The organism is Rhodopseudomonas telluris, assembly GCF_042432815.1.
Classification (GTDB): Bacteria; Pseudomonadota; Alphaproteobacteria; order Rhizobiales; family Xanthobacteraceae; genus Rhodopseudomonas; species Rhodopseudomonas telluris.
The window spans coordinates 53,771-69,192 of sequence record NZ_JBHLWM010000001.1 but is presented as its reverse complement, the minus strand read 5'-3'; the positions used below and the strand labels follow the sequence as shown (position 1 = coordinate 69,192).

Sequence of the window (15,422 nt, the reverse complement as noted above, 5' to 3'; positions counted from 1 at the left end):
GTCAGCGCTCCACGCGCGAGAGTTCGTCGGTGAGGCGATCGAGCGCATCGGCGAGCATCGGCCCACCGCACACCGTCAGCTTCTCGGCAATCGCGATGCGCTTCGACGCAGGATAGACCTTTTCCAGCGCGGGATGCAGCACGAAGGCGCGGCCTTCGTCCTCGGCGAAGTCGCTGTCTTCGGAAATCAGCAGATAATCCGGCTGCAACGCCACCACGGCTTCGAGGGTGGCGAAGCCGCCGTATTTGATGCCGAGCGCGCCAGCGGCATTGACGAGGCCGACTGTATTGAGCAGCGAGTTGATCAAACTATCGCTGCCCGACACCCAGCCACGTCGCTCCAGCGGCAACACACGAAACGGCTTGTCGGACGCGGCTTTCCGTGCACGCGCGACCGCGGCATCGATCCGCGCATTGGCGGCGTCGGCGCGGTCGGGATTGCCGACGAGGTCGCCCATCTTGCGGATCTGCGCCTTGACCTCGTCGAGCGTGCGGGCCGCGTCGAACGTGACGACACGCTGGCCCTGCTGCTGCAGCAGCTCGCGGGTCGCGCGTTTGGTGAAGCGGCCCATGACGATGATGTCCGGCTTCAGCATCAGCACGTCCTCGGCCTCGCCGGATAGTTTCGGGAAGCTGGCCGCTTGGCTCGCAAGAAACGACCGCGCTTCGTCGCGGGCATAAGGGCTGAGGCCGAGGATTTGCTCCGGATCGGCGAGCGTCATCAGCAGCTGATCGGTGCAGACATTGATCGAGGCGATGCGCGGCAACGGCGCGGCATGCGCAGCCCATGGCAGACCGGCCGCCAGCGACGCAACGACGACGAGCCCGCGCCACGCGCTCACATCAGACTCCCGCCCACGGCAGGATCACGCCGCTATCCTGATAGTCGGCCCGATAGGCGCTGACGCGGAACACTTGTTGGAGCACCTCGTCCGACAACGCCTCGTGCGGCGTTCCCTGTGCGGCGAGCCGCCCCGACGCCATCACCAGCACCGTATCGGCAAAGCGCGCGGCCAGACCGAGATCGTGCGTCACCACGATCACCAGCGTGCCGGCATCGGCGGCCTTGCGCAGCGTCTGCATCACGTCGAGTTGATAGCGCGGATCGAGCGAGGCCGTCGGCTCGTCGGCCAGCACCACCGGTGCTTCGACCGCCAGCACGCGCGCCAGCGCGACACGGCTACGCTCGCCGCCGGACAGTTCGGTGACGACGCGATCGGCAAACGGCGCGACGTCGGTCGCCGCCATCGCGCGCGCGACCGCGTCGGCATCCAAGGGCGACAACCGCGCCGGATCCGTGGCTCCGTGCGGGAAGCGACCGAGCGCGACGACGTCGCGCACCGGCAGCGGCCAATGCACCAGATGGCCCTGCGGCAGATATCCAAACCGCCGCGCGCGTTCGCGCAGCGGCAGCGCCGATAGCAAATCGCCAGCGATACGGACATCGCCCTCGGCCTCGATCAGCCCGGCCAGCGCACGCAGCAGCGTGGTCTTGCCGGCGCCATTGGGGCCGACCAGCGCCACCAGATGGCCTTTCGTCAGCTCGAGCGAGACGCCGTGCAGCACGGGGCGGCTGGACAGCGCGACGCGCAGATCGCGTGCGGTAAGAAAGGCGGTCATCCAAGCCCTCCGCCCAGCGACCGTCGTTCGCGCACGATCAGATACAGGAAGAACGGCACGCCGATGATCGAGGTCAGCACGCCGACCTTGATATCCGTGGTGGCTGGAATGATCCGCACCGCGATATCGGCGGCGAGCAGCAGCGCCGCGCCCGCGAGCGCGCTCGGGATCAGCAGCCGTGCCGGATCGTGGCCGATCAGCGGACGCACCAGATGCGGCGCCACCAGGCCGATGAAGCCGATCGTCCCCGACACCGAGACCGCGCCGCCGACACCGAGCGCGACGCCGATGATCACGATCAGCCGCAACCGCGCGACATCGACGCCGAGGCTCTGCGCGGTTTCCTCACCCAAGCTCAGCGCCCGGAAGGCCGCGCGTTGAGTCAGCAGCAGCGCCCCACCGACCACGATGAACGGCAGTGCCAGCATGACGTGGCGGAAACTGCGGTCTTCCAGCGAGCCGAGCAGCCAGAACGCGATCTCGAGACTGGCGAATGGATTACGCGACAGGTTCATCACCAGCGCAGTCGCAGCGCCGGCGAGGCTGGAGATCGCGAGACCTGCCAGGATCAGCAGCAACAGGCTGGCGCCGCGTCCTGCGACAGCGAGTAGCGCGAACACCGAGACGAACGCCATGCTGATCGCCGCGACCGGCAGCGCATAGGAGCGCACATCCGCCCAGCCCAGCGCGATGATCAGCACCGCGCCGAACGCCGCCGATTGCGGCGCGCCGAACAGCGATGGCGACGCCAGCGGATTGCGCAGCAGCCCCTGCAGCGCAGCGCCCGACAGCCCGAGGATCGCGCCGATCGCCAGCGCCAGGATGGCGCGGGGCAGCCGGATCTGCTGCACGATGATCTGCTGCACATCACCGCCGCGGCCGATCAGGCCGTCGATCACCGCGAGCGGCGACAGCTTCACCGGGCCGACGCCGAGCGAGCCGATCGCCAGCACGGCGACGACGAACAGCAACGCGGCGGTGACGACCGCCGCGCGCGAGGAGCGATGCGAAACGATGGCGATCAAACGCTCATTCCCGTGCGCCCGAGACGCGCGCGTCGAGCCGGTGATAGCCGTTCAGCCGATAGATGATGGTGGAGATGATCCAGCTGGCGACGAACAGCGCGACGATGCCGTAGCCGAGCGCGCCGAAATTCTCGTTGAGCTCGGTGATCCATTCCCAGAACGCGCCTTCGAGATGCAGCCGGCCGGCCAGCAGGCCGAGCGTCTCGATGCCGCCGATCACGATGGCGACCAGCACCGACACCGAGGTGATGGTCATGTTGTAGTACAGCTTGCGCACCGGATTGCGATAGGCCCAGCCATAGGCGCCGAGCATCAGCACGCCGTCGAGCGTATCGACCAGCGTCATGCCGGCAGCGAACAGCGCCGGGAAGATCAGGATCGACCAATGCGAGATGGTGCCCGCATTGTTGGCGGCGAGGCCGAACAGGCTGATCTCACTGGCGGTCTCGAAGCCGAGCGCGAACAGCAGGCCGATCGGATAGAGCTGCCAGCTCTTCGAGACGAAGCGAAACAGCGGCCGAAACAGCCGCGCCAGCCAGCCGCGCTGCTGCAGCAGATGATCGATGTCGTCATCGTGCACGACCTCGCCAGCCCGCACCTTTTTGAACGCGCGGTAGACGCCGCTCAGCACCGACAGATTGGCCAGAGCAATCGCGAACAGGAACAGCGCCGAGGCCGAGGTGCCGATGATGCCACCGATCTCGCGGTAGCCGGCGAACCGTTCGGTGAGCGAATTGGCCGCCACCGCGATCGCCAGCGACGCCACCAGCACCACGGTGGAGTGACCGAGAGCGAAGAAGAAGCCGACCGCGACCGGGCGTTTGCCCTCCTGCATCAGCTTGCGGGTGACGTTGTCGATCGCCGCGATGTGATCGGCGTCGAGCGCGTGGCGCAGGCCGAGGCTGTAGGCCAGCACGGCGGTGCCGATCAGCACCGGCTGGCCGGCGAAGGCGGTGAGGGCCCAGGCCCAGGCGGCGATATTGGCGATCACCAGGCCGCCGAGCACGGCGACCAGCCGGACGCGGAATCCGTCCGGACGAGCGACAGCGACTGTGGGAGGAGCGAGTATGTCTGACATGAGAGTCCCCGAACGGTGAGCAGCTTCCTGTCACCCATGCGGCGGACCGCCCCAGCCGCGCGCACCGCACGCTGGAAGATGACGTGGCTCAGGCCGGTCTCCTGGCTCGCGGGTCGTCGCAATCCCTCGCCTTCCCGGCCCTCGCTTGGGTCAGTGGCATGATGAAGGATCGCTCGCCGCCTACAGTTGCGGGCGCAGCGCCGGCTTGAGACACCCCAAAAGGCGTCTGCACCGGCTTCCCTGTGCCGGACGATTCCCGGCACACCTGAACGGAACGATCAAAGGCGGGCGGACCTGCTTTGTCAATCGCCGCCTTGGTCTGGGCGCGGTGGGGTCAGGCCGGCGTGCTGAGCTTGAGGCCGATCATGCCGGCAACGATCATCGACAGGCACAGCACGCGCAGCGCATTGGCGGGCTCGCCATACAGCGCCATGCCGACCACGATGCTGCCGGCGGCGCCGATGCCGGTCCACACCGCATAGGCGGTGCCGAACGGCAGCGACTTCAGCGCGATACTCATCAGGCCGAAGCTGGCGGCGATCGCCACCAGCGTGCCGAGCGCGGGCCAGAGCTTCGTGAAGCCGTCCGAGTGCTTTAGTCCTAGCGCCCAGACGATCTCCATCAGGCCCGCGGCAAGCAGCGCGAGCCACCCGGTCATGCAGGGCGTCGCGTCGGCAGCGTCAGCACCGCGGCCTGGGCGTAGCCGCGATACGGCCGGTCGAAGCTCAGTCCGGCGCCAGTGCGCACCGCGATCTGTGCCAGCGTCGCCTCGAGCTGATCGCGCGGGGTGACGCCGAACAGCGCCAGCCAATGCTGCAGCGCGTGGCGGGCGAAACCAGGCAACCCGGACTGATCGCCGAAATCGACGATATGCAATTGTCCGCCCGGCTTCAGGCTCGCGATCGCATGTTCGATCACCGCAACCCAATCCGGAATCATCGACAGGCTGTAGGAGATCATCACCCGATCGAACGCCACCGGCTGGCCAAACACGCCTTGCGCGGTGAAGTTAGTCGCATCGCCATGCGCCACCTTGGCTCGGCCATTGAGGCCAGCACGCGCGATGGCGCCGATCGCCGAGGTCAGCATCTCGGTCGAGACGTCGAAGCCGTAGAACCGCGCCTCGGGGTAGCGCAGGGCAGCGGCGACCAGATTGCGGCCGGTGCCGCAGCCGATTTCGAGCACATGGCCGCCGGCGGGCGGCGCCAGGCTGCTGATCAGCTCGTTGCGACCAAGAAGATAGTACCGACGGGTGATATCGTAGATGTGCCGCTGATAGCGATACATCCGGTTCATCCGCGTCGTCGCGTCGACCGGCCAGGACGGATCGACTGTGAGTTCAGACCGGACCATCGTCATGGAATGCACCCTCGCGCAGGTGGAATCGTCCGCTCTCCATCCGATTTTGCGACGACAGGGTGATGACAGCCGGCAGTTCCAGGACCTGTTTCAACTCCTGCTCCAGACCTGCCGACTGTCGCAAAACTGCATTGCTACGCGGCTATTCTCGACCGATGACCGAGTCGAGGACGGTATGAATACGCAGCAACTCATCGCGGACGCGGTCCGCAACAGCAAGGATCGCAGCGAGTCAACGATCTGGGACCGACTGTTTTCGATCTGGTTCCGACGGCTGGTCTACACCCAGATCTGGGAAGACCCCGAGGCGGATCTTGCTGCGCTGCAACTGCCGATCGGCTCCACCATCGTGACAATATCGTCGGGCGGCTGTAACGCGCTGTCCTACCTCACCGCCAAGCCGGCGCAGGTGTTCGCGGTCGATCTCAACGAGGCGCATCTGGCGCTGCTGAAGTTGAAGCTCGCAGGGCTGCGCGCGCTGCCGGACTACGACCAGTTCTGGCGCTTCTTCGGCGAAGGCGAAGCCGACGACAACGCCGACCTGTATCGCCAGCGCCTGCGGCCGCAACTCGACCGCGATGCGCGCAGCTACTGGGACGAACGCGACTTCCGCGGCCGGCCGCGCTATCGTTACTTCACCGACGGCTTCTATCGGCACGGCGCGCTCGGCAGCTTCATCGGCTTCGCGCATCTGCTGGCGAAATTCGCCAAGATCGACCTGAAGGCGCTTCTCGAAGCGGCGCCGGATTCGTTGGAGCGGCAGGATGCGTTGCAGCGCGTCGACCGACTGTTCCATTCGGGATTCGCGCGGCTGTTGACACGCACGCCGGCGCTGCTGTTCAGCCTCGGCATTCCGCCGCAGCAGCGCGACCTGCTCGGCGGCAATCAGCCGCTCAACGAAGTGCTGCATCAGCGCCTGCTGCGCCTGATCAACGTCTATCCGAACGAGACCAATTACTTCGCCTGGCAGGCGCTGAGCCGGCGCTATCCGGGCCCCGGTGACGATTGCCTTCCGCTGTATCTGCAGCGCAGCCGCTACGCGCGGATGCGCTCCGGCGCCGGGCTGATCATTCCGGTGCACGAAAACCTGCGTGTCTTTCTCGAAAGCCTGCCGGCCCGACAGATCGACGCCGTCGTGCTGCTGGACTCGCAGGACTGGATGGCGCCCGAGGAAATCCGCGCGCTGTGGGACGCGATCGATCGGTCCGGCAAGGATTCGGTGCGGGTGATCTTCCGCACCGCCGGAGCGGAGTCACCGCTCGAGACCGAAGCCTTGTCGCCGCTGCAGCAGGTCTGGCACCGCGACGCGGAACGCAGCGCGATCGGCTTCGACCGCGACCGCTCGGGCATCTACGGCGGCTTCCATTGCTACGCACGCCGGTCCGCGAGTGTCGCCTGACCGCCGCGGACATGACCCGAAAGAGGCACCCGGTTTGATTCAGCTCAATCCGGAACTGTCATAATCGGCTACTTAGATACCTGACGATGCTTGGCGCGATGCTATTGTTCGTTGCGCGCGGGGCTTCGTCTCTCCCCTGACTGGCCCCGCACTTCCGATGCCGCAATCGGGAGGCGGGGTTTTATCTACGAGACGTCGCGCAGCGCGCGCCGTCCGCCGTTCCCGCCGACCTTGCCGGCGGCCGCCCATTGGGGCAAAAGTCCCTCCTCTTCAAGAATTTCCGAGGGACGGACTTGATCGACAAGCTCGAGCTGCTGCTTGCGCTCGCCAAGGAACGGCATTTCGGCCGCGCCGCCGAAGCCTGCGGCGTAACCCAGCCGACGATGTCGACCAGCATCAAGCAACTCGAGGAGATCCTCGGCGTCATGCTGGTGCAGCGTGGCTCGCGCTTTCTCGGTTTCACCCCGGAAGGCGAGCGCACGCTGGAATGGGCCCGTCGCATCGTCGGCGACGCCCGTGCGATGCGCCAGGACATCGGCGCGTTGAAGGGCGAGCTGTCGGGCGAGTTGCGGATCGCCGCGATCCCGACCGTGCTCGGCATGGTGGCGCAACTGACCACGCCGTTCCGCGCGCGGCATCCCAATGTGCGCTTCAGCATCCTGTCCTGCACGTCTTCGGAGGTCCTCGGCCTGCTCGAGAACCTCGAGGCCGACGCGGGGCTGACCTACATCGAGAACGAGCCACTCGGCAAAGTCCGCAGCGTTCCACTGTATCAGGAGAGCTACCGGCTGATCACCTCGCCGGACGGCCTGTTCGGCGATCGCGAGCAAGTGACTTGGCAAGAAGTCGGCCAGGTTCCGCTGTGCCTGCTGACGCCGAACATGCAGAACCGCCGCATTATCGACCGCGCGCTGCGCGCCGCCGGCACCATCGCGCATCCGACGCTGACGTCGAATTCGATCATCGTCCTCTATACTCACGTGAAAACCGGCCGCTGGGCCAGCGTCATGCCGGCCAAGCTCGCCGAAACGCTGGGCCTCGGCGACGGCGTTCGCACCATCCCGATCATCGATCCGGTGGTGTCCTACAGCATTGGCCTGGTCGTGCCGCCGCGGGAGCCCTACACGCCGCTGGTTGCAGCGTTGATGCAGGTGGCGCGGGAAGTCGCACCCTCGCTCGAGAGCGATGTCTGAGGGTTCCGTCCCCTCTCTCGATACCGTTTCCTTATCGCAGCATGCGACAGCTTTATTGATTCCTTGAACGATTCTTATTTTCATCGGTCCCGAACAAAGCCGGGAAGAAACGCCGATGCGCCATGAAGCTTGGGATCCAACACGCGCGAGCGAGATCATCGCCGCGCTGGCGCACAAGGAAGGACCGACGCTGGTCATCCTGCATGCCTTGCAGGAGGCGTTCGGCTATGTGCCGGAGGCGGCCGTGCCGATGGTGGCGCAGGCGCTGAACCTGTCGCGCGCCGAGGTGCATGGCGTGCTCACCTTCTATCCCGACTTCCGCCGCGAGCCGCCGGGCCGGCACGTGCTGAAGTTGTGCCGCGCCGAAGCGTGCCAGGCCGCGGGCGGCGATGCGCTGGCGGTGCATGCGGAAACGCGGCTCGGCGTCGCGTTCGGCGGCACTTGCGCGGATGGCTCGGTGACCCTGGAGCCGGTGTATTGCCTCGGACTGTGCGCCACCGCGCCGGCTGCGATGCTCAACGATCGCGTGGTCGGCCGGCTTGATACCAAGCGGCTCGACCGGCTGATGGCGGAGGCGCAGCGATGACGCTCCGTGTGTTTATCCCGCGGGATTCCGGGGCTTTGGCCGTCGGCGCTGACGAAGTTGCCGCGGAGCTCGGCCGCGTGGCGCACGAGCGCGAACTGGGGCTCGATCTGGTGCGGCCCGGCTCGCGCGGGCTGTATTGGCTGGAGCCGATGCTGGAAGTCGAAACGCCGGCGGGGCGCGTGGCGTTCGGACCGGTGACGCCGGAGGATGTGCCGACCATCCTCGATGCGATGATCAACGATACTCCGCATCCGCTGAAGCAGGGGCTGACGGAAGAGATTCCCTGGCTGAAGCGGCAGACGCGATTGACCTTCGTCCGCTGCGGCATCGTCGATCCGCGCTCGATCGACGACTACCGCGCGCATGGCGGCTATCGCGGGCTCGAACGCGCGCTGAAAATGAACTCCGAAGCCATCATCGATGATGTGGCAAAGTCGGGGCTGCGCGGCCGCGGCGGCGCCGGATTTCCGACCGGCATCAAATGGCGGACCGTCGCCCAGGCCGGCCGCGGCCAGAAATACATCTGCTGCAACGCCGACGAGGGCGACAGTGGTACCTTCGCCGACCGGATGCTGATGGAGGGCGATCCCTTCATGATCATCGAGGGCATGACGATCGCCGGTATCGCCGTCGGGGCGACCAAGGGGTACATCTACATCCGCTCCGAATACCCGCACGCCATCGAGACCATGAACGCCGCGATCGACTGCGCGCGGCGGACCGGCTTCCTCGGCGACAACATCTGCCACTCGACCGATTCGTTCGACATCGAAGTCCGGGTCGGCGCCGGCGCTTATATCTGCGGCGAAGAGACCTCGATGCTGGAGAGTCTCGAGGGCAAGCGCGGCACGGTGCGGGCCAAGCCGCCGCTGCCGGCGCATCACGGCCTGTTCGGCCGGCCGACCGTGATCAACAACGTGCTGACGTTTTCGGCGGTGCCGTACATTCTCGATGGCGGCGCGCAGGCTTACGCCGATTGCGGCATGGGCCGGTCGCGCGGCACCAAGCCGATCCAGCTTGCCGGCAACATCAAGCACGGCGGACTGTTCGAGGTGGCGTTCGGCATCACGCTCGGCGAACTGATCGACGACATCGGCGGCGGCACGCTGAGCGGCCGGCCGGTGCGCGCCGTGCAGGTCGGTGGTCCGCTCGGCGCTTACTTCCCGCGCGCGCTGTTCGATACGCCGTTCGACTACGAGGCCTTTGCTGCACGAAGCGGCATGGTCGGGCATGGCGGCGTCGTGGTGTTCGACGACACCGTCGACATGGCCAAGCAGGCGCGGTTCGCGATGGAATTCTGCGCGCACGAATCCTGTGGCAAGTGCACGCCGTGCCGGATCGGCTCGACGCGCGGCGCCGAAACCGTGGACAAGATCATCGCCGGCGACAAGCCCGCCGCGAACATCGCCGTGCTCGAAGACCTCTGCAACACGATGAAGTTCGGCTCGCTGTGCGCGCTCGGCGGACTGACGCCCTATCCGGTGCTGTCCGCGCTGACGCATTTCCCCGAAGATTTCGGCCTCGCGCCGCGCCGCCTGCAGGCCGCGGAATAAAGGACGACGATATGGCCCTGGTTCACGAAACCGATTTCGGCACGCCGCGCTCGCCTTCCGAAAAGATGGTGACGCTGACGATCGACGGCCGCAGCGTCAGCGTGCCCGAGGGCACCTCGATCATGCGCGCCGCGATGGAGATCGGCACCGCGATCCCGAAGCTCTGCGCCACCGACATGGTCGACGCATTCGGCTCGTGCCGGCTGTGCCTGATCGAGATCGACGGCCGCAGCGGCACGCCGGCATCGTGCACCACGCCGGTCGCCGACGGCCTCGTCGTTCACACCCAGACCGAGCGGCTGAAGCAGATCCGCAAGGGCGTGATGGAGCTGTACATCTCCGATCATCCGCTCGACTGTCTGACCTGCTCGGCCAACGGCGATTGCGAGCTGCAGGACATGGCCGGCGCGGTCGGCCTGCGCGACGTGCGTTACGGTTACTCCGGCGAGAAGCATCCCAATCCCGGCCTCGACGAAAGCAATCCGTACTTCACCTATGATGCGTCAAAGTGCATCGTCTGCTCGCGCTGCGTCCGCGCCTGCGAGGAAGTGCAAGGCACCTTCGCGCTGACGATCGCCGGCCGCGGCTTCGACTCGGTGGTGTCGCCCGGCATGCAGGAAAGCTTCCTCGGCTCCGAATGCGTGTCCTGCGGCGCCTGCGTTCAGGCCTGCCCGACCGCGACGCTGAACGAGAAGAGCGTGATCGAGATCGGCACGCCGGAGCGCTCGGTGGTGACGACGTGCGCGTATTGCGGCGTCGGCTGCACCTTCAAGGCCGAGATGCGCGGCGAAGAGCTGGTCCGCATGGTGCCCTACAAGGACGGCAAGGCCAATCGCGGCCATTCCTGCGTCAAAGGCCGCTTCGCCTGGGGCTATGCCAACCACAAGGAGCGTATCCTCAATCCGATGATCCGCGCCAGCATCAGCGAGCCGTGGCGCGAAGTAAGCTGGGACGAAGCCTTCGCCTACGCGGCGTCCGAGCTGAAGCGCATCCAGGCGAAGTATGGCCGCGACTCGATCGGCGGCATCACCTCGTCGCGCTGCACCAATGAAGAGACCTTCCTGGTGCAGAAGCTGATCCGCGCCGGCTTCGGCAACAACAATGTCGATACCTGCGCCCGCGTCTGCCACTCGCCGACCGGCTACGGCCTCTCCACCGCGTTCGGCACCTCGGCCGGCACGCAGGATTTCGACTCGGTCGAGCACGCCGACGTGGTGATGATCATCGGCGCCAACCCGACCGACGGCCACCCGGTGTTCGGCTCGCGCCTGAAGAAGCGGCTGCGCCAGGGCGCCAAGCTGATCGTGGTCGATCCGCGCCGCATCGATCTCGTGCGCTCCGCGCATATCGAGGCCGCGCAGCACCTGCCGCTGAAGCCCGGCACCAACGTGGCGGTGCTGACCGCGCTGGCGCACGTCATCGTCACCGAGGGCCTCGCCAACGAAGCCTTCGTGCGCGAGCGCTGCGACTGGAGCGAATACGAGCACTGGGCGGCGTTCGTGTCCGACGAGCGTCACAGCCCGGAAGCGACCGCGGCCTTCACCGGCGTCGACCCGCAGGCGCTGCGCGAAGCCGCGCGGCTCTACGCCACCGGCGGCAACGGCGCGATCTATTACGGCCTCGGCGTCACCGAGCACAGCCAGGGCTCGACCACCGTGATGGCGATCGCCAACCTCGCCATGGCCACCGGCAATCTCGGCCGCCCCGGCGTCGGCGTGAATCCGCTGCGCGGCCAGAACAACGTGCAGGGCTCGTGCGACATGGGCTCGTTCCCGCACGAACTGCCCGGCTATCGGCACATCTCGACCGATGCGGTGCGCGAGAGCTTCGAGGCGCTGTGGAACGTCAAGCTCGACAACGAGCCGGGCCTGCGCATTCCCAACATGCTCGACGCCGCGGTCGATGGCTCGTTCAAGGCGCTGTACGTGCAGGGCGAGGACATCCTGCAGTCTGACCCAAATACGAAGCACGTCGCCGCCGGCCTGGCTGCGATGGAATGCGTCATCGTCCACGACCTGTTCCTCAACGAGACAGCCAACTACGCCCACGTCTTTCTGCCGGGCTCGACCTTTCTTGAGAAGAACGGCACCTTCACCAATGCCGAACGCCGCATCCAGCGCGTCCGCAAGGTGATGACGCCGAAGAACGGCCTGGAAGACTGGGAAGTGACGCTGAGGTTGTCCGAGGCGGTCGGTTACAAGATGAACTACACCCATCCGTCGCAGATCATGGACGAGATCGCGGCGCTGACGCCGACCTTCGCGGGCGTGTCCTACGACCGGCTCGAAGAACTCGGCTCGATCCAGTGGCCGTGCAACGAACGGGCGCCGGACGGCACGCCGGTGATGCACATCGATGCTTTCGTGCGCGGCAAGGGCAAGTTCGTCATCACCGAATATGTGGCGACCGATGAGCGCACCGGGCCTCGCTTCCCGCTGCTGCTCACCACCGGCCGCATCCTGTCGCAGTACAATGTCGGCGCGCAGACACGGCGCACCGCCAACACCGTCTGGCACGAGGAAGACCGGCTGGAGATCCATCCGCACGACGCCGAGCAGCGCGGCGTGCGCGACGGCGATTGGGTGCGTCTCGCCAGCCGCGCCGGCGAGACCACGCTGCGCGCGCTGATCACCGACCGCGTCGCACCGGGCGTCGTCTACACCACGTTCCATCACCCGGACACGCAGGCCAACGTCGTCACCACCGAGTATTCGGATTGGGCCACCAATTGCCCCGAATACAAGGTGACCGCCGTGCAGGTCGCGCCGTCGAACGGCCCTTCCGAATGGCAGCGCGCCTATGAGGAGCAGGCGACCGCCGCGCGGCGGATCGCGACGCCGGCCGAGGCTGCGGAGTGACGATGAAGCCGACGGTCCACACCGCCGCCACCAAGGTCTGGCGCAACGGCCGGATGCAGGACGGCGCCCGCGCCATCCCCGAAGAGGTGCCGGTCGCGATCAGCTACAATGGCTCGACCCAGGCGGTGATGATGGCGACGCCGGCCGACCTCGAGGATTTCGCGATCGGCTTCAGCTTGAGCGAAGGCGTGGTCACGGCGGCCTCGCAGATCGACAGCTTCGAGATCGTGCCGCACGACGACGGCGTCGAACTGCGGATGTGGCTGGACGGCGCCGTTGCCGAGCGACTGCAGCAACGCCGCCGGCATATCGCCGGCCCGACCGGTTGCGGCCTATGCGGCGTCGATTCGATTGCCGAGGCGGTGCGGCCAGTTGCGATCGTGGGCAAGGGCCGCACATTCACGCCGCAGCAGATCATCGCGGCGATCGATGCGATGCCGCCGCTGCAGAAGCTGAACGTCGAGACCCGTGCCGTGCACGCCGCGGCCTACAGCACGCCGACGCGCGGCGTGGTGGCGCTGCGCGAAGACGTCGGCCGCCACAACGCGCTCGACAAGCTCGCCGGCGCGCTCGCGCGGCAGCAGATCGACACGACGGACGGCCTGGTGCTGCTGACCAGCCGCGTCTCGGTGGAGATGGTGCAGAAGACCGCGGCGATCGGCGCGACTGTGCTGGTCGCCGTGTCGGCGCCGACCGCGCTGGCGGTGCGGATGGCCGAGGCCGCCGGCATCACGCTGGCGGCGATCGCACGCTCCGACGGCTTCGAGATCTTCACGCATCCGCACCGGATCGACACCCACAGCAAGGGAGCCGCCGATGTCGCCTGACCGGCTCGTCTACATGGCCAATCAGATCGGCGCGTTCTTTCGCAGCCAGGGCGCCGACAAGGCGGTGCCGGGCATTGCCGAACATCTGAAGAAATTCTGGGAGCCGCGGATGCGCAGCGCGATCATCGCGCATCTCGACGCGGGCGGCGAGGGTCTGGAGCCCGAGGTGCGGGCTGCGGTGGAGGCGCTACGGCCGGCCAAGTAGCAAGGCCGGAGATATTTGCAGCCCGAAGAATCGGGCGCTCAAAGGGGAAGGAAACAACATGGCAACCTTGGAAGGAGCCGGACGGCTGTCCGGCGTACGGCCGGGCATTCTCGATCGCGAACGCATCATCGCGTCCGCCGGCTTCAATCGCTGGCTGGTGCCGCCGGCCGCGCTGTGCATCCATCTGTGCATCGGCATGGCCTACGGCTTCAGCGTGTTCTGGCTGCCGCTGTCGCGCGCCGTCGGCCTGTCCGCGCCGAAAGTCTGCGGCGACATGACGATCTTCCAGGAGCTGTTCACCACCACCTGCGACTGGCGCGTCGCCAGCATGGGCTGGATGTACACGCTGTTCTTCGTGCTGCTCGGCGCCTCGGCGGCGATCTGGGGCGGCTGGCTCGAGCGCGTGGGACCGCGCAAGGCCGGCTTCGTCTCGGCCGTGTGCTGGTCGGGCGGTCTCGTCCTCGGCGCCATCGGCATCTACACGCATCAACTGTGGCTGCTGTGGCTGGGCTCCGGCGTGATCGGCGGCATCGGCCTCGGGCTCGGCTACATCTCGCCGGTGTCGACGCTTGTGAAGTGGTTCCCGGACCGCCGCGGCATGGCGACCGGCATGGCCATCATGGGCTTCGGCGGCGGCGCGATGATCGGCGCACCGCTGGCCAACATGCTGATGAACTACTTCAAGACCCCGACCGACGTCGGCGTCTGGCAGACCTTCCTGGTGATGGGGCTGATCTACTTCGTGTTCATGACGATCGGCGCCTTCGCCTACCGCATCACCCCGCCGAACTGGCGGCCCGACGGCTGGACGCCGCCGGCGCAGGCCAACACCATGATCACCGCGCACCACGTTCACCTCAAGGACGCGCACAAGACCAAGCAGTTCTGGCTGATCTGGGCGGTGCTGTGCCTCAACGTCTCGGCCGGCATCGGCGTCATCGGCATGGCGTCGCCGATGCTGCAGGAAATCTTCAGCGGCAAGCTGATCGGCCTGCCTGACCTGTCGTTCAACCAGCTCTCGGCCGAGCAGAAGACGCTGATCGCCGGCATCGCCGCCGGCTTCGCGGGGCTGCTGTCGCTGTTCAACATCGCCGGCCGGTTCTTCTGGGCGTCGCTGTCGGACAAGATCGGCCGCAAGAACACCTACTACGTGTTCTTCATCCTCGGCATCGTGCTCTACGCGCTGGTGCCGACGCTGGCGGCGATGGGTAGCAAGGTGATGTTCGTGCTCGCCTTCGGCATCATCCTGTCGATGTATGGCGGCGGCTTCGCCACGGTGCCGGCGTATCTCGCCGACATCTTCGGCACGCAGTTCGTCGGCGCCATCCACGGCCGGCTGCTGACCGCCTGGGCGACCGCCGGCATCATCGGCCCGGTGGTGGTGAACTACATCCGCGAGGCGCAGATCGCCGCCGGCGTGCCGCGCGCGCAGGTGTACGACTTCACCATGTACATCCTGGCCGGCATGCTGGTGCTCGGCCTGATCTGCAACGCACTGGTGCGGCCGCTCGCGGACAAGTGGTTCATGAAGCCGGAGGAAGTCGCGGCGCTGCAGGCCAAGGGCGTCGCCGCGACCTCCGGCGGCGGCTCCTACGGCATCGGCAAGGGTGGCCTCGACGCCCGCGCCGCCGCCTTCTGGGCCTTTGTCGGCATCCCGCTCGCCTGGGGTGTGTGGATCACGCTGCAGAACGCCGCGAAGATCTTCTGATCTTCGGACTGA

The 15,422-nt window shown here is 66.8% G+C and carries 14 protein-coding genes and 1 riboswitch; of the genes, 8 read left to right on the top strand and 6 right to left on the bottom strand.

Going from position 1 to position 15,422, the window contains the following annotated elements:
- Nucleotide 1: 1 nt before the first annotated feature.
- The 6 genes from ACFFJ6_RS00335 to ACFFJ6_RS00310 form a co-directional block, all read right to left on the bottom strand.
- The gene (locus tag ACFFJ6_RS00335) at nucleotides 2-841 is read right to left on the bottom strand and encodes an ABC transporter substrate-binding protein (RefSeq protein WP_378383177.1); all 840 of its coding nucleotides are present in this window, start codon (nucleotides 839-841) and stop codon (nucleotides 2-4) included.
- A gap of 1 nt (nucleotide 842) precedes the next feature.
- A complete protein-coding gene (locus ACFFJ6_RS00330) occupies nucleotides 843-1,619 on the bottom strand; it encodes an ABC transporter ATP-binding protein (protein WP_378383175.1) in 777 nt (258 codons plus the stop codon).
- Nucleotides 1,616-2,641, bottom strand: coding sequence for a FecCD family ABC transporter permease (locus tag ACFFJ6_RS00325; protein WP_378385674.1), 1,026 nt, complete (start codon nucleotides 2,639-2,641; stop codon nucleotides 1,616-1,618). Before ACFFJ6_RS00325 ends, ACFFJ6_RS00330 begins: the two co-directional genes overlap by 4 nt.
- Before the next feature lie 7 nt (nucleotides 2,642-2,648).
- The gene (locus tag ACFFJ6_RS00320; RefSeq protein ID WP_378383173.1) at nucleotides 2,649-3,722 is read right to left on the bottom strand and encodes a HoxN/HupN/NixA family nickel/cobalt transporter; all 1,074 of its coding nucleotides are present in this window, start codon (nucleotides 3,720-3,722) and stop codon (nucleotides 2,649-2,651) included.
- 74 nt (nucleotides 3,723-3,796) lie between these two features.
- Nucleotides 3,797-4,006: riboswitch (cobalamin riboswitch) on the bottom strand.
- 50 nt (nucleotides 4,007-4,056) lie between these two features.
- Nucleotides 4,057-4,380 (bottom strand): DMT family transporter, encoded by a 324-nt coding sequence (locus ACFFJ6_RS00315; protein ID WP_378383171.1) that lies wholly within the window; start codon nucleotides 4,378-4,380, stop codon nucleotides 4,057-4,059.
- On the bottom strand, nucleotides 4,377-5,081 hold the full coding sequence (locus ACFFJ6_RS00310) for a class I SAM-dependent methyltransferase (RefSeq protein WP_378383169.1): 705 nt from the start codon (nucleotides 5,079-5,081) through the stop codon (nucleotides 4,377-4,379). The genes ACFFJ6_RS00315 and ACFFJ6_RS00310 overlap by 4 nt, the downstream gene beginning before the upstream one ends.
- Before the next feature lie 175 nt (nucleotides 5,082-5,256).
- Between ACFFJ6_RS00310 and ACFFJ6_RS00305 the strand changes: the two genes are divergently transcribed.
- From ACFFJ6_RS00305 to ACFFJ6_RS00270, 8 genes are all read left to right on the top strand, one after another.
- Complete coding sequence (locus ACFFJ6_RS00305; RefSeq protein WP_378383167.1) at nucleotides 5,257-6,480, top strand: BtaA family protein; 1,224 nt, start codon at nucleotides 5,257-5,259, stop codon at nucleotides 6,478-6,480.
- 293 nt (nucleotides 6,481-6,773) lie between these two features.
- Entirely contained in the window at nucleotides 6,774-7,673 is a 900-nt protein-coding gene (locus tag ACFFJ6_RS00300; RefSeq protein WP_378383165.1) for a LysR family transcriptional regulator, read from the top strand.
- A 115-nt stretch (nucleotides 7,674-7,788) separates the two neighbouring features.
- Complete coding sequence (locus ACFFJ6_RS00295; protein WP_378383163.1) at nucleotides 7,789-8,259, top strand: formate dehydrogenase subunit gamma; 471 nt, start codon at nucleotides 7,789-7,791, stop codon at nucleotides 8,257-8,259.
- Entirely contained in the window at nucleotides 8,256-9,812 is a 1,557-nt protein-coding gene (locus tag ACFFJ6_RS00290) for a formate dehydrogenase beta subunit (RefSeq protein ID WP_378383161.1), read from the top strand. Before ACFFJ6_RS00295 ends, ACFFJ6_RS00290 begins: the two co-directional genes overlap by 4 nt.
- Nucleotides 9,813-9,823: 11 nt before the next feature.
- On the top strand, nucleotides 9,824-12,670 hold the full coding sequence (gene fdhF, locus ACFFJ6_RS00285; protein ID WP_378383159.1) for a formate dehydrogenase subunit alpha: 2,847 nt from the start codon (nucleotides 9,824-9,826) through the stop codon (nucleotides 12,668-12,670).
- A 2-nt stretch (nucleotides 12,671-12,672) separates the two neighbouring features.
- Complete coding sequence (fdhD, locus tag ACFFJ6_RS00280; protein WP_378383157.1) at nucleotides 12,673-13,497, top strand: formate dehydrogenase accessory sulfurtransferase FdhD; 825 nt, start codon at nucleotides 12,673-12,675, stop codon at nucleotides 13,495-13,497.
- Nucleotides 13,487-13,702, top strand: coding sequence for a formate dehydrogenase subunit delta (locus ACFFJ6_RS00275; RefSeq protein ID WP_119855226.1), 216 nt, complete (start codon nucleotides 13,487-13,489; stop codon nucleotides 13,700-13,702). The genes fdhD and ACFFJ6_RS00275 overlap by 11 nt, the downstream gene beginning before the upstream one ends.
- A gap of 58 nt (nucleotides 13,703-13,760) precedes the next feature.
- Complete coding sequence (locus ACFFJ6_RS00270) at nucleotides 13,761-15,410, top strand: OFA family MFS transporter (RefSeq protein ID WP_378383155.1); 1,650 nt, start codon at nucleotides 13,761-13,763, stop codon at nucleotides 15,408-15,410.
- The last annotated feature ends 12 nt before the right edge of the window (nucleotides 15,411-15,422 follow it).

Excerpts from the sequence above, each read along its gene's own strand:
- ACFFJ6_RS00330 (WP_378383175.1), bottom strand. The coding sequence starts at position 1,619 with ATGACCGCCTTTCTTACCGCACGCGATCTGCGCGTCGCGCTGTCCAGC.
- ACFFJ6_RS00305 (WP_378383167.1), top strand. The coding sequence starts at position 5,257 with ATGAATACGCAGCAACTCATCGCGGACGCGGTCCGCAACAGCAAGGAT.
- ACFFJ6_RS00295 (WP_378383163.1), top strand. The coding sequence starts at position 7,789 with ATGCGCCATGAAGCTTGGGATCCAACACGCGCGAGCGAGATCATCGCC.
- ACFFJ6_RS00320 (WP_378383173.1), bottom strand. The coding sequence starts at position 3,722 with ATGTCAGACATACTCGCTCCTCCCACAGTCGCTGTCGCTCGTCCGGAC.
- ACFFJ6_RS00290 (WP_378383161.1), top strand. The coding sequence starts at position 8,256 with ATGACGCTCCGTGTGTTTATCCCGCGGGATTCCGGGGCTTTGGCCGTC.
- fdhF (WP_378383159.1), top strand. The coding sequence starts at position 9,824 with ATGGCCCTGGTTCACGAAACCGATTTCGGCACGCCGCGCTCGCCTTCC.
- ACFFJ6_RS00310 (WP_378383169.1), bottom strand. The coding sequence starts at position 5,081 with ATGACGATGGTCCGGTCTGAACTCACAGTCGATCCGTCCTGGCCGGTC.
- ACFFJ6_RS00315 (WP_378383171.1), bottom strand. The coding sequence starts at position 4,380 with ATGACCGGGTGGCTCGCGCTGCTTGCCGCGGGCCTGATGGAGATCGTC.
- ACFFJ6_RS00270 (WP_378383155.1), top strand. The coding sequence starts at position 13,761 with ATGGCAACCTTGGAAGGAGCCGGACGGCTGTCCGGCGTACGGCCGGGC.
- fdhD (WP_378383157.1), top strand. The coding sequence starts at position 12,673 with ATGAAGCCGACGGTCCACACCGCCGCCACCAAGGTCTGGCGCAACGGC.
- ACFFJ6_RS00275 (WP_119855226.1), top strand. The coding sequence starts at position 13,487 with ATGTCGCCTGACCGGCTCGTCTACATGGCCAATCAGATCGGCGCGTTC.